The following is a 21,794-nucleotide window of genomic DNA, read 5'->3' on the forward strand; positions in this document are numbered from 1 at the left end:
AGGCCCGGCCGACCGCCCGGCGGGCGCCGGGCGGCCGCCGGGAGAGCCGGCGGGGAAGGCGTCAGGCGAAGGTCGCCAGCAGTGCCTCGGTCAGGCCCGGCACCAGGTCGGGGCCGGTCAGCACCTCGCGGGCGACGTCCTTGGAACGCAGCCGCAGGGCGATCTCCTTCTTGCCGCCGCGCAGCACCGCGGCGGTGATCCGCACCTCCTCGCGCTTGGGGTGGTTGGCCACCCACTCGGCGAGCTGGGCGTCGCTGGCGCCCCGCGGGCGGGACTGCTCGGCGCCCGGGGGCAGCATCATGCGCTCGACGACCAGGGCGCAGCCGGCCACCGAGTCGGGCCAGGCGATGGTGCCGAGGAACTTGTCGAGCTCCATGCCGGCCGGCAGCTCGTCCTGCTCGATCGGGGTCAGGCCGGCCTCGTCGCCCTCGGCGAGGCCGAGCTGCTTGGCGATCTTCGGGTTGGCCTTGCGCAGGGCGGCGCTGTCCACCAGGGCGAACAGCCGGGCCGGGAGGTCCCAGCCGAGGGTGGATGCGTACTCGTCGATCTCCAGCGCGGCCCGGGTCAGCGGGGTGGCGGCCGGGAGCTTGGAGACGTCGTCGGGGGAGTTGTTCAGATCAGACGCGTCGGACATGCCTCAATCCTCACACGCCGGGCGGGGCCCGCTCGCCGGGCGGTCCGCCGCGGGAGCCGTCGTCAGGGGCGCCGCGACGACCGCCGCGGGGCCGCCCGGAGGGCCGCGGGAACCACGGAAGGGACGGCCGGGGGCGGACCGGCGTCGTAACCGTCTGCTAACGGTGGGAACTCGACCAAAGCCTGGTTAAGTTTCTCTGACGACCGACCCATTCAGACGACACAGCCGAGGTGCCACCGTGGTCTTCCAGATGCCCGAACGCTCAGAGCCGGGTTTCCGGCGCAGGGTAGGCCCGCCCTCCCGGCGAGCGCGGGTGGCCCTGCTGACCCTGGGCGTGCTCGCGGTGCTCTTCCTGCTGTTCGTCATGTTCGCGGGCTTCTGGACGGACTGGCTGTGGTTCAAGTCGGTCCACTTCTCCTCGGTGTTCACCACCCAGCTGTGGACGAAGATCGGCCTGTTCGCGGTGTTCGGGCTGCTGATGGCGGTGATCGTCGGCTTCAACATCTGGCTGGCGCACCGGCTGCGGCCGCCGCTGTCGGCGATGTCGGTGGAGCAGCAGAGCCTGGACCGCTACCGGGCCGGCCTGGCGCCGTTCAAGCGCTGGGCGCTGATCGGCATCTCGCTGGTGATCGGCCTGGTGGCCGGCGCCGCCGCCTCCGGGCAGTGGCGGACCTGGCTGATGTGGACGAACTCGACCTCCTTCGGTGAGAAGGACTCGCAGTTCGGCATGGACGTCTCGTTCTACGCCTTCGACCTGCCGTTCTACGAGTTCGTGCTGGGCTTCGCGTTCAGCGCGGTGATCGTCTCGCTGCTGACCTCGGCGCTGGTGCACTACCTGTACGGCGGGCTGCGGCTGCAGGGCCCGGGCCGCCGGGCGAGTGTGGGCGCGCAGGGGCACCTGGCGGTGCTGCTGGGCGTGTTCGTGCTGCTGAAGGCCGTCGCGTACTGGCTGGACCGGTACGCGCTGGCGGTGAAGACCGGCTCGTACAAGGGCGTCTCGGGCTGGACCGGCCTGCGCTACGTGGACGCCAACGCGTTCCTGCCGGCCAAGACCATCCTGTTCTTCGTCGCGATCATCTGCGCGGTGCTGTTCTTCCTGACCCCCATCCGCCGCACCTGGGCCCCGGCCCTGATCGGCCTGGGGCTGATGGTGCTGTCGGCGGTGCTGATCGGCGGGCTGTACCCGGCGATCGTGCAGCAGTTCCAGGTCAAGCCGAACGAGCAGGCCAAGGAGACGCCGTACATCCAGAAGAACATCGACGCCACCCGCCAGGCGTACGGGATCGCGGACGCGCAGACCACCCAGTACACCCCGCAGGGCACCACCAACGCCGACGCGCTCAAGCCGGACGCGCAGACCGTCGCGGACATCCGGCTGCTGGACCCGAACGTGGTCTCGCCGACGTTCCAGTCGCTGGAGCAGCAGCGCAACTACTACGCCTTCCCGAACACGCTGGACGTGGACCGCTACGGCACCGGGCAGGGCAAGCAGGACAGCGTGATCGGCCTGCGCGAGCTCGACCTCAACGGCGTGCAGCGCAACTGGATCAACGACCACTTCAAGTACACCCACGGCTACGGCGCGGTGGCCGCCAAGGGCAACCAGGTCGACGACAAGGGCCAGCCGGTGTTCACCGAGTCGGGCCTGCCGGCCACCGGCACGCTGGGCGACTACCAGCAGCGGATCTACTACGGCGAGAAGACCACCACCTACTCGATCGTCGGCGGCGCCAACAAGGAGATCGACTACACCGATCCCAAGACCGGCCAGAACGCCGAGTACACCTACTCCGGCGGCAGCGGGGTCTCGCTGGACAACCCGCTGACCCGGGCCGCGTACGCGGTGCGCTTCAGCGAGCCGCAGATCCTCTACGCGGGGGCGATCACCGACGGTGCCAAGGTGCTCTACAACCGGACGCCCAAGGAGCGGGTGGAGAAGGTCGCGCCGTGGCTGTCGATCGACGCCGACCCGTACCCGGTGGTGCAGGACGGCCGGGTGCTCTGGGTGCTGGACGGCTACACCACCTCGGACGGCTTCCCGTTCTCCTCGAAGACGACGCTGGGCGCCGCCACCAAGGACTCGCTGACCAACCAGCGCGGTGAGCTGCTGACCGTCGCCAACCAGGTCAACTACATCCGCAACTCGGTCAAGGCCACGGTGGACGCCTACACCGGCGAGGTGAAGCTCTACCAGTGGGACGACAAGGACCCGGTCCTGAAGACCTGGATGAAGGCCTTCCCCGGCACCGTCGAGCCCAAGGCGGACATCCCGCAGGGCCTGCTGCCGCACCTGCGCTACCCGCAGGACATGTTCAAGGTGCAGCGCGACCTGCTCGGCCAGTACCACGTCACCGACGCCAACTCCTTCTTCAACGGCAGTGACATCTGGCAGGTCCCGGTGGACCCGACCAGCGACACCAAGCAGGTCCAGCCGCCGTACTACGTGACGGTGCGGATGCCGGACACCAACACCGCGAGCTTCTCGCTCACCAGCACCTTCGTGCCCAACCAGCGGCCCAACCTGGCGGCCTTCATGGCCGTCAACGCGGACCCGGGGGACGACTACGGGAAGATCCGCATCCTGAAGATGACGGGCGAGAGCGGCGCCCCGGGCCCCGGCCTGGTGCAGTCGAAGTTCAACTCCCGCCAGGAGGTGGCCAACCAGATCTTCGCGCTGAAGAGCGGCGGGGACGCCGAGCTGGAGTACGGCAACCTGCTGACCCTGCCGGTCGGCGGCGGACTGCTCAACATCGAGCCGGTGTACGTGCGCGGACGCGGCGCCAAGTACCCGACGATGCAGAAGGTCCTGGCGGTGTACGGGGACGACAACGTGGCGTTCGAGGACACCCTGGAGGCCGCGCTGAAGAAGGTGTTCGGCGGGACGCCCCCGGCGACCACCCCGACCGTGCCGGCCAACCCGGGCACCGGGACGACCCCGACCAACCCGACGACGCCCACCGCGCCGGCGCCGGGCGGGACGATCTCGCCGGAGCTCCAGAAGGCGCTCTCGGACGCGGAGAAGGCGTACAACGACAGCCAGACCGCGTTCAAGAACGGCGACTGGGTGGCCTACGGCAACGCCCAGAAGGCGCTCGGCGACGCGCTGAAGGCCGCCGAGGCGGCCCGCGGCGGCAGCCCGGCGCCCGCCCCGGGCGGCACTCCCGCCCCGGGTGCCACGGGCGGCGGATCGCCCAGCCCGCAGCCGTAGCCCACTGAGCTGCGGCAACCGTTTTCCGTTCCACCCCGCGACCGTGCTATGGTTCAACCACCGACGCGGGGTGGAGCAGCTCGGTAGCTCGCTGGGCTCATAACCCAGAGGTCGCAGGTTCAAATCCTGTCCCCGCTACAAAGGCCAGAGGCCCGGAGGATTCTTCCTCCGGGCCTCTGGTGTTTCCCGCTCCGTTCTCGCCCGGAAGCGGCGGGAACCGCTCCGGTAGTATCGACCGTCGCCAAGGACGACGGCAGCGGGGTTTGTGGGGTTGGAGTGTCGGGAAATCGACAAAGCGCCGAAGCAATTTCGTCGGCTTCGGGTCAGCCCCGCCGGAATTCGGCCGGGGCAGGTGTACGCGGGTACTGGGTGATGCGACGATGGGACACATGGGGGACGGTGCACGGCCGCTGACCGGCCGTCGGGTCCGGCGCCTCCCCCGGGAGTCCTCCCGGTCGCACGCCGGGGCACGATGCCGCGACACTCTGGGGGAGCGGGAGTCGGCATGAGGCTGATCGGCAAGTCAGGCGCCAAGTCCGCGGCGGCCGTCGAGGCGGACACCGACGCCTGGGCGGAGAGCCCCGAGAGCACCGCCGCCCACCCCGGAGCCCTGCCCGCCCAGCGCACCAGCGGACTGTCCGAGCGTTCCCCGGCCACCGGCTACGGGCCCGACAGCCTGGTCCACGTGTCGACCCGTCAGTTCGCCGCCGCCGTCGGCGCGTACGGCGAACAGCCCGGCGGGGAGCCGGCCGCCGGCGCCGCGCTCGACCCGGCCGGCCTCGACTCGACCAGCTTCGAGACCGCCCTCGCCGCCCGCGAGTCCGCCGCGCTGGAGGCCCGCCACCGGCAGGCCGCCGACGGCGGCGACCCGGACGCCGCCTGCCGGCTCGGCACCCTGCTGCTGCGCCGCGGCGAACTGGAGGACGCCGAGTCCTACCTGCGTGCCGCCGCGGCCGCCGGGGTGCGCGCCGCCGCCAACAACCTCGGCGTGCTGCTGCACCAGCAGGGCCACCGCGCCGAGGCCGGCCAGTGGTGGCGCCAGGCCGCCGTGGCCGGCAGCGCGCCGGCCGCGCACGCGCTCGGGCTGCAACTGCGCGACCAGGGCGAGGAGGAGGCCGCCGAGTACTGGCTGCACTTCGCCGCCGACCACGGCCACCCGCTGGGCGCGTACGCCCTGGGCGACCTGATGGAGCACCGGCGGGACGTGCGCGCCGAGCGCTGGTTCAAGGTCTCCGCCGACGCCGGGCACCGGGAGGCCTCCTACCGGCTGGCCCGGATGCGTGAGGCCGCCGGGGACAAGGAGACCGCCGAGACCTGGTACCGCACCGCCGCCGCCCGCAGCCACGCCCGCGCTGCGCTGCGTCTGGGCGTGCTGCTGGAGGAGCGCGCCCGCACCGACCGGTCGCTGCTGGAGGAGGCGGCCCGCTGGTACCGGCAGGCCGCGCAGAACGGGGAGCCGCGCGCGGCCTGCGCGCTGGGCTTCCTGCTGCGCGACTCCGGGGACGTGGCGGCCGCCGCCGAGTGGTGGCAGGAGGCCGCCGAGGCCGGGGACGGCAACGCCGCCAACGCCCTGGGCGCGCTGCACGCGAGCCGCGGCGAGGCCGCCGCGGCCGAGCGCTGGTACCGCGCCGCACTCGACGCGGGAGACCAGAACGGCGCCTTCAACCTGGGCCTGCTCTGCGCCGGCACCGGCCGCGAGCAGCAGGCCGAGCAGTGGTACCGCCGGGCCGCGTACGCCGGGCACCGGGAGGCCTGCAACGCGCTGGCCGTGGTGCTGCTGCAGCGCGGCGACGAGTCCGGCGCCCAGCCCTGGTTCTCCAAGGCGGCCGAGGCCGGCAGCGTGGACGGCGCGTTCAACCTCGGCGTGCTGCACGCCGGGCGCGGCGAGCAGCAGCAGGCCCAGGAGTGGTACGCGCGCGCCGCGGCCGAGGGGCACGGCGAGGCGGCCCTGCAGCTCGCGGTCGTCCAGGAGCAGCGCGGCAACCTGGCCGGGGCGCTGCAGCGCTACCGGCAGGCGGCGGCCGGAGGCTCGGCCGAGGGCGCGTTCCGGCTGGCCTCGCTGCTGGACCGGCGCGGGGACGCGGACGCCGAGGCCGAGCACTGGTACGCGCTGGCCGCCGACGCCGGGCACCGCCGGGCGCAGGTGCGGATGGGCGTGCGGGCGGCCGAGCGCGGGGCGCTGGAGATCGCGGAGAGCTGGTACCGGCGGGCCGCCGAGGCGGGCAGCCGCAGCGCCGCGTTCAACCTGGGGCTGCTGCTGGCCCGGCAGGACAGCGAGGCCGAGGCGATGCTCTGGTACACCCGGGCCGCCGACGCCGGGCACGGCCGGGCGGCGCTGCGGCTGGCGCTGCTGGCACTGCGCCGCGGGGAGCCGATGCAGGCGGAGAACTGGTGCCGGCGGGCGATCGGCTCCGGGCCGGCCGAGGTGGCCGAACGGGCCGGGCGGCTGCTGGGCGCGCTGAACGCCGAGTTGAGCGCGTAACCCCCGATTCGAGCGGCCCCGCGATCCGCTTGTCCCGCCGATCGGTGCAACTCCCTGATCGGTGCAACTTCTTGATCAGGGGCGGCAGTTCGGGCACAGGCCGCGGTAGGTGACCTCGGCGGCGGTGACGGCGAAGCCGAAGCGCTCGGCGGCGGGGAGGGCGGCGAGCGGGTCGCCCTGCGGGTGGACGTCGCGGATCGCGCCGCAGCCCGAGCAGATCAGGTGCTGGTGGGCGCGGTGCGCGTTGGGGTCGTAGCGCTTGGCGCGGCCGTCGGTGGCGACCTCCAGGACCTCGCCGAGGGTGACGAGCTCGCCGAGCGTGTTGTAGACGGTGGCGCGGCTGATCTCCGGCAGCCGGGCCGCCGCGCGGGCGTGCACCTCGTCGGCGGTGAGGTGCACGTGGTCGCCGTCCAGGACCTCGGCCACGACCCGGCGTTGCGAGGTCAGCCGCCAGCCCCGTGCGCGCAGTCTCTCCAGCAGGTCGCTCATGCCATCCAGAGTAGGTCAAGCTCCGAGATTGGTTCCAGTATTGACTTGGACAAAGTCCAAGTTAGGATCGTGTCATCACGACCGGACACCGCGGAGGCACTCCCATGACGATCCAGGACGAGCAGCGCCCGACCCTGACCACGGAGGCGGGTGCCCCCGTCGCCGACAACCAGAACACCGAGACGGCGGGCGTCGGGGGCCCGGCGCTCATCCAGGACCAGCTGCTGTTCGAGAAGCTCGCGCACTTCAACCGCGAGCGGATCCCGGAGCGCGTGGTGCACGCCCGCGGCGCCGGCGCGTACGGCACCTTCACCGTGACCGCCGACGTGACGCCCTGGACCCGGGCGGCGTTCCTCTCCGAGGTCGGCAAGCAGACCGAGACGTTCCTGCGCTTCTCCACGGTGGCGGGCAACCTCGGCGCGGCCGACGCGGTGCGCGACCCGCGCGGCTTCGCGCTGAAGTTCTACACCGAGGAGGGCAACTACGACCTCGTCGGCAACAACACCCCGGTGTTCTTCATCAAGGACGCCATCAAGTTCCCCGACTTCATCCACACCCAGAAGCGCGACCCGTACACCGGCTCCCAGGAGGCGGACAACGTCTGGGACTTCTGGGGCCTGTCGCCCGAGGCCACCCACCAGGTGACCTGGCTGTTCGGCGACCGCGGCATCCCCGCCTCGTACCGGCACATGAACGGCTACGGCTCGCACACCTACCAGTGGCAGAACGAGGCCGGCGAGCACTTCTGGGTCAAGTACCACTTCAAGACCGACCAGGGCATCCGCAACCTCGCCCAGGCGGAGGCCAACACCCTCGCCGGCGAGGACCCGGACAGCCACCAGCGCGACCTGCGCGAGTCGATCGAGCGCGGCGAGTTCCCCAGTTGGACGGTGCAGGTCCAGATCATGCCGGCGGCCGACGCGGCGAACTACCGCTTCAACCCCTTCGACCTCACCAAGGTCTGGCCGCACGCCGACTACCCGCCGATCGAGATCGGGAAGCTGGAGCTCAACCGCAACCCCGACAACGTCTTCGCCGAGGTCGAGCAGTCGGTGTTCTCCCCGGCGCACTTCGTGCCCGGCATCGGCCCGTCCCCGGACAAGATGCTCCAGGGCCGCCTGTTCGCGTACGCCGACGCCCACCGCTACCGGGTCGGCATCAACGCCGACCACCTGCCGGTGAACCGTCCGCACGCCACCGAGGCCCGCACCAACAGCCGCGACGGCCACCTGTACGACGGCCGCCACGGCCGGCAGAAGAACTACGAGCCGAACAGCTTCGGCGGCCCGGTGCAGACCGGCCGTCCGCTGTGGGCCGCGACCGCCGTCGACGGCCCCACCGGCACCCACGCCGCGCCCTCGCACGCCGAGGACGACGACTTCGTGCAGGCCGGCGACCTGTACCGGCTGTTCTCCGAGGAGGAGAAGCAGCGCCTGATCGGCAACCTGGCGGGCTTCATCGCCAAGGTCTCCGCCGACCGCGAGGACATCGTGGAGCGGGCGGTCGACAACTTCCGCAAGGCCGACGCCGACTTCGGGCAGCGGCTGGACGCGGCGGTCCGGGAGCTGCGCAAGCGGTAGTCACCGGACCGGGAACGGCGGCGGCCCCCCGACCAGCTTCCACTGGTCGGGGGGCCGCGACCACGCTCGGGCCGGCCGGGTCAGACGGAGAGCCGGCGCAGGGCCTCCTCGTGCAGCAGGCCGTTGGAGGCGACGGCGTCGGCGCCGCCGGGGCCGGGGACGCCGTCCAGGCCGGTGAAGCGGCCGCCGGCCTCCTCGACGATGATGCAGTTGGCCGCCATGTCCCACAGCGACAGCTCGGGCTCGGCGGCGATGTCGACGGCGCCCTCGGCGACCATCATGTAGGACCAGAAGTCACCGTACGCGCGGGTGCGCCAGCAGGCGCGGGTGAGGTCCAGGAACGGGTCGAGGCGGCCGCGCTCCTCCCAGCCGCTGAGCGAGGAGTAGGAGAAGGACGCGTCCTCGATCCGGGAGACACCGGAGACCTGCAGCCGGGAGGCCTTGGTCAGGCTGCGGCCGCCGAACGCGCCCAGGCCCTTGGCCGCCCACCAGCGGCGCTGCAGCGCGGGGGCGGAGACGATGCCGACCACCGGGCGCTCGACGCCGTCCGGGCCGTCCTCCAGCAGGGCGATCAGGGTGGCCCAGACCGGGACGCCGCGGATGTAGTTCTTGGTGCCGTCGATCGGGTCGATCACCCAGCGGCGCGGGCCCGAGCCCTGGAGACCGAACTCCTCGCCGAGGACGGCGTCGCGCGGACGGGCGCGCTGGAGCACGCTGCGCACGAGCTCCTCGGCGGCCTTGTCGGCGTCGCTCACCGGGGTGAGGTCGGGCTTGGTCTCGATCTTCAGGTCGAGGGCGCGGAAGCGATCCAGGGTGACCGAGTCGGCCGAGTCGGCGAGGACATGGGCGAGTCGGAGGTCGTCGTGGTAATCGGCCATGCCCGAAACCCTAGCGAGCCTCCCCGGATCGGCACAGCCGGGCTCGCGGAGCGGCCCGGAGCGGGTGCGGGCGCGCGCGGCCGTCCGGCGCGCCGTGTCGGCTCCGCTCGTCGCTCCGCGTGCCGGGCGGCCGCTCCGCGTGCCGGGCCGCTCAGTGGGTCGTGCCGCTGAGTTGGAGGCCGATGACACCGGCGATCACCAGCGAGATCGAGACCAGCTTGAGCACCGAGGAGCTCTCGCCGAGGAAGAGCATGCCGTAGATCGCGGTGCCGGCCGCGCCGATGCCCGTCCACACCGCGTAGGCGGGGCCGACCGGAAGGGTCTTCAGCGAGAGGGTGAGCAGGCCGAAGCTGCCGAGGGCGAACACGCAGAAGCTGATGGTGGGCCAGAGCTTGGTGAAGCCCTCGCTGAGCTTGAGGTTGATCGCGAAGCCGGTCTCCAGCAGGCCGGCCAGGACCACCAGGGCCCATGCCATCGCGTGCCCTCCCTGTCGATCGACGGGCGGACCGCATACGGCCCGACTTTCCTATGATCGCCAGGTGGGCCCGCTCCGACACCTCGAACGGGCCACCAACCCCGTCGACGGGCCGCGGACGGCCGGACTCAGTCGGCCTCGCCGTCCTTGCTGGCCAGCAGACGGCGCAGCGAGTAGAGCCGGGCCGCCTCGGCGTGGCCCTCGGCGACCCAGGCGTCCAGCGCGCAGTCCGGCTCGTCGTGGCTGCACGCGCGCGGGCAGTCGACGGTGCCGGCCTCCAGGTCGGGGAAGGCGAGGATGACCCGGGACGGATCGATGTGCGAGAGGCCGAACGAGCGGAAGCCGGGAGTGTCGATCACCCAGCCGGGGTTCAGCGCCTTCTTCGAGCCGGGCTTGGCGCCGGGCGGCGGGGGCAAGCGCAGCGCCAGCGCGGAGACGGTGGTGTGCCGGCCGCGGCCGGTCACGGCGTTGACGTGCCCGGTCTGTCGCCGGCGGTCCGGGACGAGCGCGTTGACCAGGGTGGTCTTGCCGACGCCGGAGTGGCCGATGAAGACCGTGGACAGGCCGCGCAGGTGCTCCCGGACGGCCTCGGCGCCGGTGGTCTCCAGCTCGTCACGGCGGGTGACCACGTACTCGATGCCCAGCGGCGCGTAGGTCTCCAGCAGCGTCGAGGCCGGGGCGAGGTCCGACTTGGTGAGCACCAGCAGCGGCTCCATGCCCGCGTCGTACGCCGCCACCAGGCAGCGGTCGATCAGCCGGGGGCGCGGCTCCGGATCGGCCAGGGCGGTGACGATGGCCAGCTGCTCGGCGTTGGCGACCACGATCCGCTCGTACGGGTCGTCGTCGTCCGCGGTGCGCCGCAGCACCGAGGTGCGCTCCTCGACCCGGACGATCCGGGCGAGGGTGTCGGCGTCCCCGGTGAGGTCGCCGACCAGGTTGACCACGTCGCCGACGACGACGCCCTTGCGGCCCAGCTCGCGGGCCTTCATGGCGACGACCTCGCGTTCCTGCTTCGTTCCCGGGTCGACCAGGCAGGTGATCCGGCCGCGGTCGATGGTCAGCACCATCGCCTCGGCGGCGTCCTCGTGCTTGGGCCGGATTCGGGTCCGCGGCCGGGAGCCCCGGCGGGCGGGGCGGTTGCGGATGTCGTCCTCGTCGGCGTCCTTGCCGTAGCGGCGCATGTGCTCAGTCTCCGCTCAGGCGCCCGCCGCCGCTTCGCCGCCGAGCAGCTCGGACCACATCCCGGGGAAGTCGGGCAGGGTCTTGGCGGTGGTGGCGACGTTCTCGACCTCGACGCCGGGCACGGCGAGGCCGAGCACGGCGGCGGCGGTGGCGAGGCGGTGGTCCTCGTAGGTGTGGAAGATGCCGCTGTGCAGCGGGCGCGGGCGGATCCGCAGGCCGTCCTCGGTCTCGGTGACGTCGCCGCCCAGGTCGTTGATCTCCTTGGCGAGCGCGGCGAGCCGGTCGGTCTCGTGCAGGCGCAGGTGGGCGATGCCGTACAGGTGGGACTCGGAGTCGGCCAGCGCGGCGACGGCGGCGATCACCGGGGTGAGCTCGCCGACGTCGTGCAGGTCGGCCTCGATGCCGTGGATCCGGCCGGTGCCGGTGAACTGCAGGCCCTCGTCGGTGAACTCGCAGGCGCCGCCCATCCGGGTGTAGATCTCGCGCAGCTGGTCCCCGGGCTGGGTGGTGTGCCTGGGCCAGTCCCGCACGGTGACCCGGCCGCCGGTGACCAGGGCGGCGGCGAAGAACGGCGCGGCGTTGGAGAGGTCCGGCTCGACCACCAGGTCGCGGCCGAGCAGGGCGCCGGGGGTGACCCGCCAGACGTCCTTCTCGCCGCCGTCCTCGGGGGCGTCGACCTGGGCGCCGGCCAGCCGCAGCATCTCCACGGTCATCCGGATGTGCGGCAGCGACGGGACCGGGCCGCCGACGTGGCGGACCTCGATGCCGTGGTTGTAGCGGGCCCCGGAGAGCAGCAGGGCGGAGACGAACTGGGACGAGGAGGAGGCGTCCAGCTCGACCGGGCCGCCGTCCAGCGAGCCGGTGCCGTGCACGGTGAGCGGGAAGGCGCCCCGGCCGCCGTCCTCGATCCGGGCGCCGAGCGCGCGCAGGGCGTTGATCACGCCGTGCTGGGGGCGCTCGTAGCAGCGCGGGTCGCCGTCGAAGTGCACGGGGCCGTCGGCGAGGACGGCGAGCGGCGGCAGGAAGCGCATCACCGTGCCGGCGTTGCCGACGTCGACGGAGGCGGGGCCGAGCAGCGCGGGGGCGGGGATGACCCGCCAGGCCTCGCCGCCGCCGGTGCCGCCGGAGTCGTTGTTGACCTTCTCCTCGATGGTGACCCCGAGGGCGCGCAGGCCGTCGGCCATCAGCTGGGAGTCGCGGCTGCGCAGCGGGCGCCGCACCCAGCCCGGCCCGTCGGCGAGTGCCGCCAGCACCAGGGCCCGGTTGGTGACCGACTTGGAGCCGGGGATGGTGACGGTGGCGTCGACGGGGCTGGTCGCGACGGGGGCGGGCCACAGGGTCTCGGTCATGGGGCAAGTCTAGGGGCCGCGGCGGAAGCCCCCTCGTCGGTCGGGCGGCGGGACGCTCCCGGCCGGCTACCGCAGCGGCTGGAGCAGCCAGGCGGCGCCGAGGCCGAGGCAGGCGAGGGCGACGAGCAGGAAGACGGCGACCCAGGCGAGGGCGGGGACGTGGGTGAGCCGGGCGAGCTGGTCGGCGTCGGAGTCGCGGGCCCAGCCGATCCGGCGCTGGTGCTGGAGCTCCAGGACGGGGCGGACGGCGCCGAAGAGCAGGAACCAGCAGCCGAGGTAGGCGAAGCCGGCCTGGACCTCGGCGCTGCCGAACCACGAGACCAGGAAGAAGGCGCCGCCGGCGACCAGCACGCTGAGGAAGCCGAAGGCGTTGCGGATGCGCAGCAGCAGGGCGAGCAGCAGCACGATCGCCAGCCAGAGCAGCAGGGTGATCCGGTCGGCGGCGAGCAGGGCGGCGCAGCCGAGGCCGAGCAGCGCGGGGGCGGTGTAGCCGGCGGCGGCGGTGAGGACCATGCCGGGGCCGGTGGGGCGGCCGTAGGAGAGGGTGAGCCCGGAGGTGTCCGAGTGCAGCCGGATGCCGGCCAGCTTGCGGCGGGTGACCACGGCGATCAGGCCGTGGCCGCCCTCGTGGGCGATGGTCACGGCGTTGCGGGCGACGTGCCAGAGCGGGCGGGCCAGGACGGTGAGCAGGGCGGCGGCGCCGGTGGCCAGGACCAGCCAGCCGGGTGGGGCGGCCTGGGTGCCGGTCACCTGGTTCCACAGGTCGCCGAGGGTCAGGTCGTTCGCGTTCATCGGTGTCTCCGCCTCCGTCCGCCGCACTGGGCCGTCGCGTTGGGCCGTTCGGGGCAGCCTCCCATGCGGGGACGGGCGGGAGGCGGCGGGTGGTTCTGGTCCGGGGATGAACACGTCGTGAGAACCGGTGGCATGGCAAGCTGGCCCGCATGTGCGGTCGGTTCGCAGCCAGCAGCAAGCCCGAGGACGTCGTCGAGCTGTTCGACGTCGAGCACTGGGATCCCGCGGAGACCCTGGACCCGAACTGGAACGTCGCGCCGACCAACAGCGCCTTCGTGGTGCTGGAGCGGCTGGGCGGGGAGCGGCCGCGGCCGGTGCGGCAGCTGCGGGTGCTGCGCTGGGGGCTGGTGCCGCAGTGGTCGAACTCCGCCGAGACGGCGGTGAAGATGATCAACGCCCGGTCGGACACGGTGCACGAGAAGCCCTCGTACCGGCAGGCCTTCGCCGCGCGCCGGTGCATCCTGCCGGTGGACGGCTACTACGAGTGGCAGACGGTGCCGGGGGAGCGCGGAAAGGCCCGCAAGAAGCCGTACTTCGTCTCCCGGGCCGACGGCACCCCGCTGGCGCTGGCCGGGCTGTACGAGTTCTGGCGCAACCGGGCGGTGCCGCCCGGGCACCCGGAGGCCTGGCTGGTGACCTTCACGATCGTCACCACGGACGCCGAGGAGTCGCTGGCGCCGATCCACGAGCGGATGCCGCTGTTCCTGGACCCGGGGGACTGGGACGCGTGGCTGGACCCGCGGCTGACCGACCCGGACGGGCTGCGCCGGCTGCTGGTGCCCCCGCCGCCGGGTGCGCTGCTGGCCACTCCGGTGTCGCCGGCGGTCGGCAGCATCCGCAACAACGGTCCGGAGCTCAAGGAGCCGTGGACCGAGGTCGAGTACGAGAGCACCCTGTTCTGAACCTTCCTGGAGTCACCGCGATGAGCACCACCGAACTGGTCCCCACCGAGGCCGGGGAGGCCCGGATCACCCACCACCGCGCCGAGCGGCCCGTGGTCGTGCTGGCGCTCGGCCACGGCGCGGGCGGCGGGATCGAGGCCCGGGACCTGGTGGCGCTGGCCGGGAAGCTGCCGGCCCGGGGGATCACCGTGGCGCTGGTCGAGCAGCCCTGGCGGGTGGCGGGCCGCAGGCTCGGCCCGGCGCCGAGGACACTGGACCTCGGCTGGCGGCCGGTGGCGGAGCGGCTGGCCGGGCTTGGCCTGCCGCTGGTGGTGGGCGGTCGCAGCGCCGGGGCGCGGGTGGCCTGCCGCACGGGCGCGGCGACCGGGGCGGTCGGGGTGGTGGCCCTGGCGTTCCCGCTGCACCCTCCGGGCAAGCCGGAGAAGAGCCGGGCCGGGGAGCTGCTGGAGTCCGCTCTGCCGACGCTGGTGGTGCAGAGCGCGGCGGACCCGTTCGGCGGGCCGGCGGAGTTCCCGGAGCTCCCGGCGGGGCACGAACTGGTGGCGGTGCCGTACGGCAGCCACGGCTTCGAGGTGCCCAAGCGGGCGCCGGTGGGGCAGGACGAGGTGCTGGACCTGATCTGTTCGTCGGTGGGGGACTGGGTGCTGCGGCTGCTGTGAGGCCGTGAGCGGGGAGTTTCCGCTCGATCACTCGTGCGAGCGAATGGTGCCCGGGGGCGGGAATGCGGCCGGGGCCGGTGTGGTTGTCGTGTCCGTCAGCACGAGTCACCGGTGTGAGAGGCAGGGCAGATGGGTTCGATCGCGTGCCCCGAGCGGCCTGAGGAGCGCGAGGCCACCACGGCGTTCGCCCCCTCGTGGTCGGAGTGGCTCGACGCGGGCGAGAAGCCCGTCAGCCCGATATCCTCCATTTCTGGGCGGCCCGCCGTGGGCCGTGCCCGTCATGCCGAGGAGGTGGGTCCGGTCGTCGGGACCGAGCACGAGGCCGATCCGGGCCGTGGCCCGGGCGACGCCCTGCCCGCGGGCGAGGCGCTCACCGGTGAGGAGCTGGCCGAGGCGATCGGTGAGGACACCTACCGGGTGTCGGCGGCGGAGAGCGAGGAGGCCCGGCGGGAGCGCTTCGAGCGCGACGCCCTGGGCTACCTGGATCCGATGTACTCGGCGGCGCTGCGCATGACGCGCAACCCGGCCGACGCGGAGGACCTGCTCCAGGAGGCGTTCGCCAAGGCGTACGCGTCCTTCCACCAGTTCCGCGAGGGCACGAACCTCAAGGCCTGGCTGTACCGCATCCTCACCAACACGTTCATCAACTCGTACCGCAAGAAGCAGCGGGAGCCCCAGCGCACCGCGGCGGAGGAGATCGAGGACTGGCAGCTGGCCCGGGCCGAGTCGCACATGTCGACCGGTCTGCGCTCGGCCGAGACCCAGGCGCTCGACCACCTTCCCGACAGTGATGTGAAGGACGCGCTCCAGGCCATCCCGGAGGAATTCCGGATCGCCGTCTATCTCGCGGACGTAGAAGGCTTTGCGTACAAGGAGATCGCGGACATCATGGGTACTCCCATCGGTACGGTGATGTCCCGGCTGCACCGCGGCCGTCGTCAGCTGCGCGGCATGCTGGAGGATTACGCCCGTGAGCGCGGGCTGGTCCCGGCCGGCAGCGGGGCAGGGCAGGAAGCGAAGGGCTCGGGCTCATGAGCTGCGGCGATCCGCACGAAACCGAGTGTGGCGAGGTCCTCGACCACCTCTATGAATTCCTCGACAACGAGATGCCCGAGGGCGACTGCGCGAAGTTGCGCGTCCACTTCGAGGAGTGCTCGCCCTGCCTGAAGCAGTACGGGCTGGAGCAGGCGATCAAGGCGCTGATCAAGCGTTCCTGCGGGTGCGACGACACCCCGACCGACCTGCGCAGCAAGGTGCTGGCCAGGATCGACTCGATCCGGGCCGGGCAGCGCTCGGGCGAGCAGGTGGTGGTCGCGGTGGAGACCACCGTCGAGGTGCACGCCGAGTCGGCCCGTCCGGCGCCCGGGCTGGGCGGGGCGGCCGAGCGGGAGTCCACGGAGCGCCCCGGCGCGCCGGTCGAGGCCGGCGCCCAGGCGGAGTGACGGCCCGCTGACGAACGCCCGCGCGGCGAACGTCCGTGCGACGGACGGGCGGGTGGTCGACCGCCGGGAGCGGTGGTCCGCCGGCCCGCCGGTGAGGGCGGGGTGGGCGGTTCGCGCAGGTCGGGCAAGGAGTACCAGCGGCCCCGGGAGTGTGTGCTCCCGGGGCCGCTCCCGTTCCGCTCGCACACGCCCTCACTCGTTCGAGTGAGTTGGCGGTGCGCCAACTGCGCCGTTGCGCCATCATGCGTCCCCATGTCCGGACGGCGGCCTATTCTCCTGACGGACACTCACCGTCGGTCCGCCCGACGCGTTGAGGCAAGACGGGGTCCGTACGGCGGGGAGGTCGAGATCGCTACCGACTGTGGAGGATCGACCCTGCCGCGAGGGGCGGCGCGCTACCTGGTGGCCGTCCCGGTGGCGGCGCTGTGCTGCCTGGTGCCGCTGCTGCCCGCCGCGGCCGTCCCCGGGGTGCCGCACTGGCTGGGCGCTCCGGTGGACTGGCCCAAGGTCGGGCTGCTGGCCTTCCTGCACGGCTGCTGGGAGTCCCTGGCCCAGGGCCTGCCCACGCCCTGCCTGGTGCTGGTGCGCCGGCTGCTGCACCGGCCCGCGCTGCCCGAGCGGACGCCGGCCCGGCCCGGGGTGAACGCCTTCTTCCCGGTGCTGTTCGCCGGGGTGCTGATGCTCCCGCCGTCCGCCGCCGCCCTGGTCGCCGCCCCGGCCGCGCTGCTCGGCGGCCCGAACGGGCGCGGCTGCCGCCCGCGCCAGCTGTTCAACGGCTCCCAGCTCGCGCTGTGCGCCTTCGCCTCCTCGGCCGCCTTCCACCTGCTGCACGGCCCGCAGCTGCTGCTCGGCTCCCGCTTCCCGGCCGCGCTGCTGCCGGGATTCGCCGCCGTCGCGGTGTTCTGCCTGGTCAACGGGGTGGTGGTGGGCGTCATGCTGATGCTCGGCGAGGGGCGCCGCCCCGGGGTGCTGCTGCGCGGGGCGCGCGCGGTGTGCGGGCTGCCGGTGCTGGTGCACGCGGCCGGCGGGCTGATGGTCGCGGTGCTCTGGCAGGGCCCGTACGGCGCGTTCGCGGCGCTGCTCGCCCTGCTGCCGCTGTCCATCTCGGCCTGGGTGTTCGCCCAGGGCCAGCGCGAGCGCGACGCGCACCAGGCCACCGTTCAGTCGCTGGTGCAGGCCGTGGAGATCAAGGACTCCTACACCCGGGGCCACAGCGAACGGGTCGGCCGGGCCTCGGTGCTGATCGCCACTCAGCTCGGCATGGAGGCCGAGCGGCTGCGCACCCTGCGCTTCGCCGGCATCCTGCACGACGTCGGCAAGCTCGGGGTGGCCACCGAACTGCTGCGCAGAAACGGTCCCCTCACCGAGGCGGAGCGCCGGGCGGTGGAGATCCACCCGGTGTACGGGTACGAGCTGGTGCGCGGGATCGACTTCCTCGGCGAGGCGCACGCCGGAATCCTGCACCACCACGAGCGGATGGACGGCCGGGGCTACCCGAGCGGGCTGGCCGGCGAGCGGATCCCCGAGTTCGCCCGGATCATCTCGGTCGCCGACGCCTTCGACTCGATGACCTCCACCCGGTCCTACCGGCGCGGCCGCCCGGTCGGCGAGGCGGTCACGGAGCTGGAGCGCTGCTCGGGCAGCCAGTTCGACCCGGTGATGGTGCGGGCGCTGATCGACGCGCTGGCCGGGCACGACTGGCAGCCGGTGGTGCACTCCGAGGACGGCATCGAGGCGGTGCCGGACATCCCGCTCGGGGTGCCCGAGCCGGTCCGGGCGGCGCCGGGCCGGGTGCCGCCCCAGGGCGGGAGCGTCCCCGCGGCCGGGCAGCCGTGAGGGCCCCCGGGCGCGCGGCTTCCGGGCGTGCGGTGCTCGGAGCGGGGGCGTTCGGGCGTGCGGTGTGCGGAGCGGGGGCGTTCGGGCCCCGGGCGCTGCGGCGGGTACTCCTCGGCCGCACGCCCTGCGGGCGCACCGCGCGCGCGGTGCACGCGGTGGCCGCCGTGCTGCTGGCGCTCGCGCTGGGCGCCGTCGCCGTGCGCGGGGTCGCGGAGCCCGGGGTCGTGCTGGCGTTCACCGCGCTGATCGCGCTCGGCGAGTGCGTCCGGATCACCCTTCCGGGGGATCGGGAGCAGGCGCCCATCGGGGCGGCCGGCGCGCTGGCGTACGCGCTGCTCGGGCCGCTGCGCGGAGTGCCGACCGCGCACGGGACGCTCCAGGTGGTCGCGGTGACCGGGGCCGGTCTGCTGCTGGGCTGGCTGGCCTGCCTCGTCCTGCCGCGCCGCGTCCTGCCGGGCGGCCCCGGCCGTCCGCACGGCCGTCCGCCCTGGGCCGACCCGGCCCGCCGCGACGGCGCCGCCCGCCGGCTGCTCGCCGTCGGCTTCGCGGCCGCCGTCTTCCAGCCGCTCTACAACGGCGGCGCGGTCGACCGCTTCTCGCCCGAGGGCCCGGCGTACGGGGCGTTCCTGACCGCCGTCGCCGCGCTGGCCGCGCTCTGCGACGCGACCCTGGCGGCGCTGCTGCGCCGCTCCGGCGGCGGGCTGCGGTTCCCGGCGGCGCTGGAGGACGAGCTGCGCTCGCTGTTCGGCATCGGCTCGGCGATCGTCGCCACCGGGATGCTGGTCAGCCTCGCGGCGGGCGAGGTCGGGCTGTGGGCGCTGCCGCTGTTCTGCACCCCGCTGCTGCTCGCCCAGGTGTCCTTCCGGCGCGCCGCCGCCGTGCGGGCCACCACCGGGCAGACCATCGCCAGCCTCGCCCGGGCCACCGAGGTGGCCGGCTACACCCCGCACGGGCACGCGCGCCGGGTCGCGGACACGGCGTGCGCGCTGGGCCGCGAGCTGGGTATGGGCACCCGCGAGCTCGCCCTGTTGGAGTACGCCGCGCTGATGCACGACGTCGGCCAGCTCTCCCTGGTCGAACCGGTTCCGGACGGCGCCACCGCCCTGCTGCCGTACGCCGAGCAGCAGCGGATCGCCCGCCTCGGCAGCGAGGTGATCAGCCGCACCGGAGTGCCCCGGCAGGTCGCCGAGCAGGTCGCCCGGCTGGCCGACCCGTACACCGGACCCGCCCCCGGCGAGGGGCCGGTGCCGCTCGCGTCCCGGATCATCCGGGTCGCCAACGCCCACGACGACCTGCTCACGTCGGCCCGCGGCCGGGGCGTCGGCGAGGCCGTCGGGCGGCTGGAGGCCCTGGAGGTGCTGCGGCTGGGCCGCGGCCGGGTCTACGACCCCCGCGTGGTGGACGCCCTCGCCAGGGTGGGCGGCCAGGCCCGTCGCTGAGGGGCGGGCCCGGGCGCGCGGGGCTCGCACGGTACGGGCCGTGCGCCGCCGTCGCGGGACCGGGAAAACCGGGTTCCGGCCGTCAGGGGTTGAGCGGGTGGGATCGGACGGGCAGGCTGGGGAGGGGCGGACCCCAACCTCGGCGGTGGGGAGCGCGGGCGGGGGCGGGCGTGGTTGGATGCGGTCGTAGCGTGGAACACCGACCCGGGGCACCGGGCCCCGAACACCGTCCGAGGCGGTACGGGCACGGTGGCACGGGACTTGAGCGGACGACGACGGCAGGGACGAACGTGAGGATCTTCCACCGGGCACGGCACCGGCCGTCCGCCACCTGGCGGCAGACGACCGACCGGGCCTTCACGCTGATCGGCGACGGCCGCTACGAGGACGCCGGCGCGCTGCTGGTGATGGCCGCCGACCTGGAGCCGTGGCTCTCCGACTCCTGGTTCAACCTCGCCCTGCTGCACAAGTTCCGCCGGGACTGGGAGCAGGCCCGCTCGGCCGGGCTGCGCGCCGTCGCCCTGCTGGACCGCGAGCACGGCGCCCCGGACTGGTGGAACCTCGGCATCACCGCCACCGCCCTCCAGGACTGGCCGCTGGCCCGCCGCGCCTGGCAGGCGTACGGGCTGAAGCTGCCCGGCGGCCCCGGCGGCCCCGGCGGGCAGCAGGACGGCCCGGTCAGCCTGGACCTCGGCACCACCCCGGTACGGCTCTCCCCGGACGGCGAGTCCGAGGTGGTCTGGGGCCGCCGGCTGGACCCGGCCCGGATCGAGGTGCTGTCCATCCCGCTGCCCTCCTCCGGCCGCCGCTGGGGCGAGGTGGTGCTGCACGACGGCGCCCCGCACGGCGAGCGGGTCACCGACGGCGTCGCCTACCCGGTGTTCGACGAGATCGAGCTGTGGGCGCCCTCCCCGGTGCCGACGTACGTGGTGCTGCTCCAGGCCGCCACCGCCGGGGACCGGGACGCGCTGGAGCGGCTGGTCGCCGACGCCGGCTACGCGGCCGAGGACTGGACCTCCTCGGTGCGGCTGCTGTGCCGCGCCTGCTCGGAGAGCCGGATGGCCTCCGACGACGGCGTCGCCGCCCACCACGACCCGCACGACGACGGCGACGCCGCCCACCCCGGCCACCTCAGCCACCTCAGCCAGGGCGGCGCGGCCGGGATGTCCTGGCTGGTCGAGCGCGAGTGCGGGATCGCCGCACCGGCCCACCTGGTGCGCACCCTGCTGGACCGCTGGGTCGCGGCCGCCCCGGGAAGCCGGGCGTACCGGGATCTCGAAGAAGTGTGCTGAGTACCCTGGTGAGGTAACGCGTACACCGACGGAAGCGGAAGACATGGCGGAGCAGGCCGAGCAGCACGAGCACGAGCACGACGTGGAGGGGGAGGCGCCCGAGACGCCCGTGAAGGTGATCGGTGAGGAGCCCGACCTCAGCAGGGGCACCGCGCGCCCGATCACCGTCGTCGGCAACCCGGTGCTGCACCGCGAGGTCAAGGACGTCACCGTCTTCGACGGCGAGCTGTCCGCACTGATCGACGACATGTTCCAGTCGATGTACGCCGCCGAGGGCGTCGGCCTCGCCGCCAACCAGATCGGCGTCGACCTCAAGGTCTTCGTCTACGACTGCCCGGACGACGAGGGCGTGCGCCACATCGGCCACGTGATCAACCCGGTGCTGGAGGAGTACCCGGCCGACCGCCGCCGCGTCCTGGACGACGGCAACGAGGGCTGCCTCTCCGTCCCCACCGCCTACGCGGAGCTGGCCCGCCCGGACTACGCCGCGGTCACCGGCGTCGACAAGGACGGCAAGCCGATCCGCGTCGAGGGCACCGGCTTCTTCTCCCGCTGCCTCCAGCACGAGACCGACCACCTGTACGGCACCCTCTACATCGACAAGCTGTCGAAGCGGGACCGCAAGGACGCCCTGCAGCAGATGGCCGAGGGCACCCCGAAGTACGCGACGGTGTCGAACGCCTGACGGTGCGGTACGCGCGAGGGCCGGGACACCGCTGGTGTCCCGGCCCTCGGTGTGGGGTCAGCCGTGCCGCAGCCGGCCGGTGGACCCGCGGGCGACCAGCTCCGGGCTGAACAGGTAGTCCCTGACCTGGCCGCCGTGCCCCTCCAGCCGGCGCCACAGGGCCTCGGCGACGGCCGCGGCCGTCTCCTGGATCGGCTGGCGCACGGTGGTCAGCGGCGGGTCGAACGACTCCAAGACCGTCGCGGTCGGCCTCTACGGGATCATCTCCGGCCGACAGGACCAGAACTACGGCCCGTTCGCCGCCGGGGCGCTGGCGACCTCGCTGCCGGTGATCGTGGTCTACCAGTTCCTCCAGCGCTACCTGGCCCAGGGGCTGACCGCGGGATCGGTCAAGGGCTGAGCACGGGTAGCCTGCCGCCCCGGACGCCGACGACGTCCGGGGCGGGGTGGTGGGTCCCGTACAGGGGGCC

The 21,794-nt window shown here is 73.6% G+C and carries 20 protein-coding genes and 1 tRNA gene; 13 read left to right on the forward strand and 8 right to left on the reverse strand.

Annotation, left to right across the window (positions count from 1 at the left end; translation table 11 throughout):
* Positions 1–61: 61 nt before the first annotated feature.
* The gene (locus ACZ6EM_RS10625) at positions 62–634 is read right to left on the reverse strand and encodes a PPA1309 family protein (RefSeq protein WP_359908408.1); all 573 of its coding nucleotides are present in this window, start codon (positions 632–634) and stop codon (positions 62–64) included.
* 250 nt (positions 635–884) lie between these two features.
* Here ACZ6EM_RS10625 and ACZ6EM_RS10630 point away from each other — a divergent pair, with 250 nt between their 5' ends.
* From ACZ6EM_RS10630 to ACZ6EM_RS10640, 3 genes are all read left to right on the forward strand, one after another.
* Entirely contained in the window at positions 885–3,842 is a 2,958-nt protein-coding gene (locus ACZ6EM_RS10630) for a UPF0182 family membrane protein (protein WP_401044190.1), read from the forward strand.
* 64 nt (positions 3,843–3,906) lie between these two features.
* Positions 3,907–3,980 (forward strand) — tRNA-Met (locus tag ACZ6EM_RS10635).
* 367 nt (positions 3,981–4,347) lie between these two features.
* Positions 4,348–6,324 (forward strand): sel1 repeat family protein, encoded by a 1,977-nt coding sequence (locus ACZ6EM_RS10640; protein WP_401044173.1) that lies wholly within the window; start codon positions 4,348–4,350, stop codon positions 6,322–6,324.
* A gap of 75 nt (positions 6,325–6,399) precedes the next feature.
* On the opposite strand, the gene ACZ6EM_RS10645 is transcribed toward ACZ6EM_RS10640, so the two are convergent.
* Entirely contained in the window at positions 6,400–6,813 is a 414-nt protein-coding gene (locus ACZ6EM_RS10645) for a Fur family transcriptional regulator (protein WP_380354946.1), read from the reverse strand.
* Between the two features lie 104 nt (positions 6,814–6,917).
* Between ACZ6EM_RS10645 and ACZ6EM_RS10650 the strand changes: the two genes are divergently transcribed.
* Positions 6,918–8,393 (forward strand): catalase, encoded by a 1,476-nt coding sequence (locus ACZ6EM_RS10650; RefSeq protein WP_359908420.1) that lies wholly within the window; start codon positions 6,918–6,920, stop codon positions 8,391–8,393.
* Positions 8,394–8,473: 80 nt separating this feature from the next.
* On the opposite strand, the gene hisN is transcribed toward ACZ6EM_RS10650, so the two are convergent.
* From hisN to ACZ6EM_RS10675, 5 genes are all read right to left on the reverse strand, one after another.
* Positions 8,474–9,271, reverse strand: a complete 798-nt coding sequence (hisN, locus tag ACZ6EM_RS10655) for a histidinol-phosphatase (RefSeq protein WP_380540004.1) — start codon at positions 9,269–9,271, stop codon at positions 8,474–8,476.
* Positions 9,272–9,422: 151 nt separating this feature from the next.
* Complete coding sequence (locus ACZ6EM_RS10660) at positions 9,423–9,746, reverse strand: DMT family transporter (RefSeq protein ID WP_359908425.1); 324 nt, start codon at positions 9,744–9,746, stop codon at positions 9,423–9,425.
* Positions 9,747–9,874: 128 nt separating this feature from the next.
* Positions 9,875–10,927 (reverse strand): ribosome small subunit-dependent GTPase A, encoded by a 1,053-nt coding sequence (gene rsgA / locus ACZ6EM_RS10665; RefSeq protein ID WP_359908428.1) that lies wholly within the window; start codon positions 10,925–10,927, stop codon positions 9,875–9,877.
* A gap of 15 nt (positions 10,928–10,942) precedes the next feature.
* Complete coding sequence (gene aroA / locus ACZ6EM_RS10670) at positions 10,943–12,277, reverse strand: 3-phosphoshikimate 1-carboxyvinyltransferase (protein WP_452177971.1); 1,335 nt, start codon at positions 12,275–12,277, stop codon at positions 10,943–10,945.
* 66 nt (positions 12,278–12,343) lie between these two features.
* Positions 12,344–13,069, reverse strand: coding sequence for a M50 family metallopeptidase (locus ACZ6EM_RS10675; RefSeq protein ID WP_401046897.1), 726 nt, complete (start codon positions 13,067–13,069; stop codon positions 12,344–12,346).
* A 149-nt stretch (positions 13,070–13,218) separates the two neighbouring features.
* Here ACZ6EM_RS10675 and ACZ6EM_RS10680 point away from each other — a divergent pair, with 149 nt between their 5' ends.
* The 8 genes from ACZ6EM_RS10680 (at position 13,219) to def (ending at position 21,324) form a co-directional block, all read left to right on the forward strand.
* Complete coding sequence (locus ACZ6EM_RS10680; protein ID WP_401046894.1) at positions 13,219–13,971, forward strand: SOS response-associated peptidase; 753 nt, start codon at positions 13,219–13,221, stop codon at positions 13,969–13,971.
* Between the two features lie 20 nt (positions 13,972–13,991).
* Entirely contained in the window at positions 13,992–14,630 is a 639-nt protein-coding gene (locus ACZ6EM_RS10685) for an alpha/beta hydrolase family protein (protein ID WP_465772243.1), read from the forward strand.
* A gap of 384 nt (positions 14,631–15,014) precedes the next feature.
* Positions 15,015–15,665: a sigma-70 family RNA polymerase sigma factor gene (locus ACZ6EM_RS10690; RefSeq protein ID WP_401046905.1), complete on the forward strand. Its 651-nt coding sequence runs from the start codon at positions 15,015–15,017 to the stop codon at positions 15,663–15,665.
* Positions 15,662–16,072 (forward strand): mycothiol system anti-sigma-R factor, encoded by a 411-nt coding sequence (gene rsrA, locus ACZ6EM_RS10695; RefSeq protein WP_401046889.1) that lies wholly within the window; start codon positions 15,662–15,664, stop codon positions 16,070–16,072. Before ACZ6EM_RS10690 ends, rsrA begins: the two co-directional genes overlap by 4 nt.
* A gap of 402 nt (positions 16,073–16,474) precedes the next feature.
* Positions 16,475–17,908, forward strand: a complete 1,434-nt coding sequence (locus tag ACZ6EM_RS10700; protein ID WP_401046887.1) for an HD-GYP domain-containing protein — start codon at positions 16,475–16,477, stop codon at positions 17,906–17,908.
* Between the two features lie 146 nt (positions 17,909–18,054).
* A complete protein-coding gene (locus tag ACZ6EM_RS10705; RefSeq protein WP_465772244.1) occupies positions 18,055–19,347 on the forward strand; it encodes an HD-GYP domain-containing protein in 1,293 nt (430 codons plus the stop codon).
* 290 nt (positions 19,348–19,637) lie between these two features.
* Positions 19,638–20,639: a tetratricopeptide repeat protein gene (locus ACZ6EM_RS10710; protein WP_401055351.1), complete on the forward strand. Its 1,002-nt coding sequence runs from the start codon at positions 19,638–19,640 to the stop codon at positions 20,637–20,639.
* 43 nt (positions 20,640–20,682) lie between these two features.
* The gene (def, locus tag ACZ6EM_RS10715; protein WP_401055352.1) at positions 20,683–21,324 is read left to right on the forward strand and encodes a peptide deformylase; all 642 of its coding nucleotides are present in this window, start codon (positions 20,683–20,685) and stop codon (positions 21,322–21,324) included.
* Positions 21,325–21,381: 57 nt separating this feature from the next.
* Here the strand turns inward: def and ACZ6EM_RS10720 are convergent, their stop codons facing one another.
* On the reverse strand, positions 21,382–21,528 hold the full coding sequence (locus ACZ6EM_RS10720) for a hypothetical protein (RefSeq protein ID WP_465772245.1): 147 nt from the start codon (positions 21,526–21,528) through the stop codon (positions 21,382–21,384).
* Position 21,529: 1 nt separating this feature from the next.
* Here ACZ6EM_RS10720 and ACZ6EM_RS10725 point away from each other — a divergent pair, with 1 nt between their 5' ends.
* Positions 21,530–21,724: a hypothetical protein gene (locus ACZ6EM_RS10725; protein ID WP_452177969.1), complete on the forward strand. Its 195-nt coding sequence runs from the start codon at positions 21,530–21,532 to the stop codon at positions 21,722–21,724.
* The last annotated feature ends 70 nt before the right edge of the window (positions 21,725–21,794 follow it).

The organism is Kitasatospora sp. NPDC041917 (assembly GCF_055589745.1).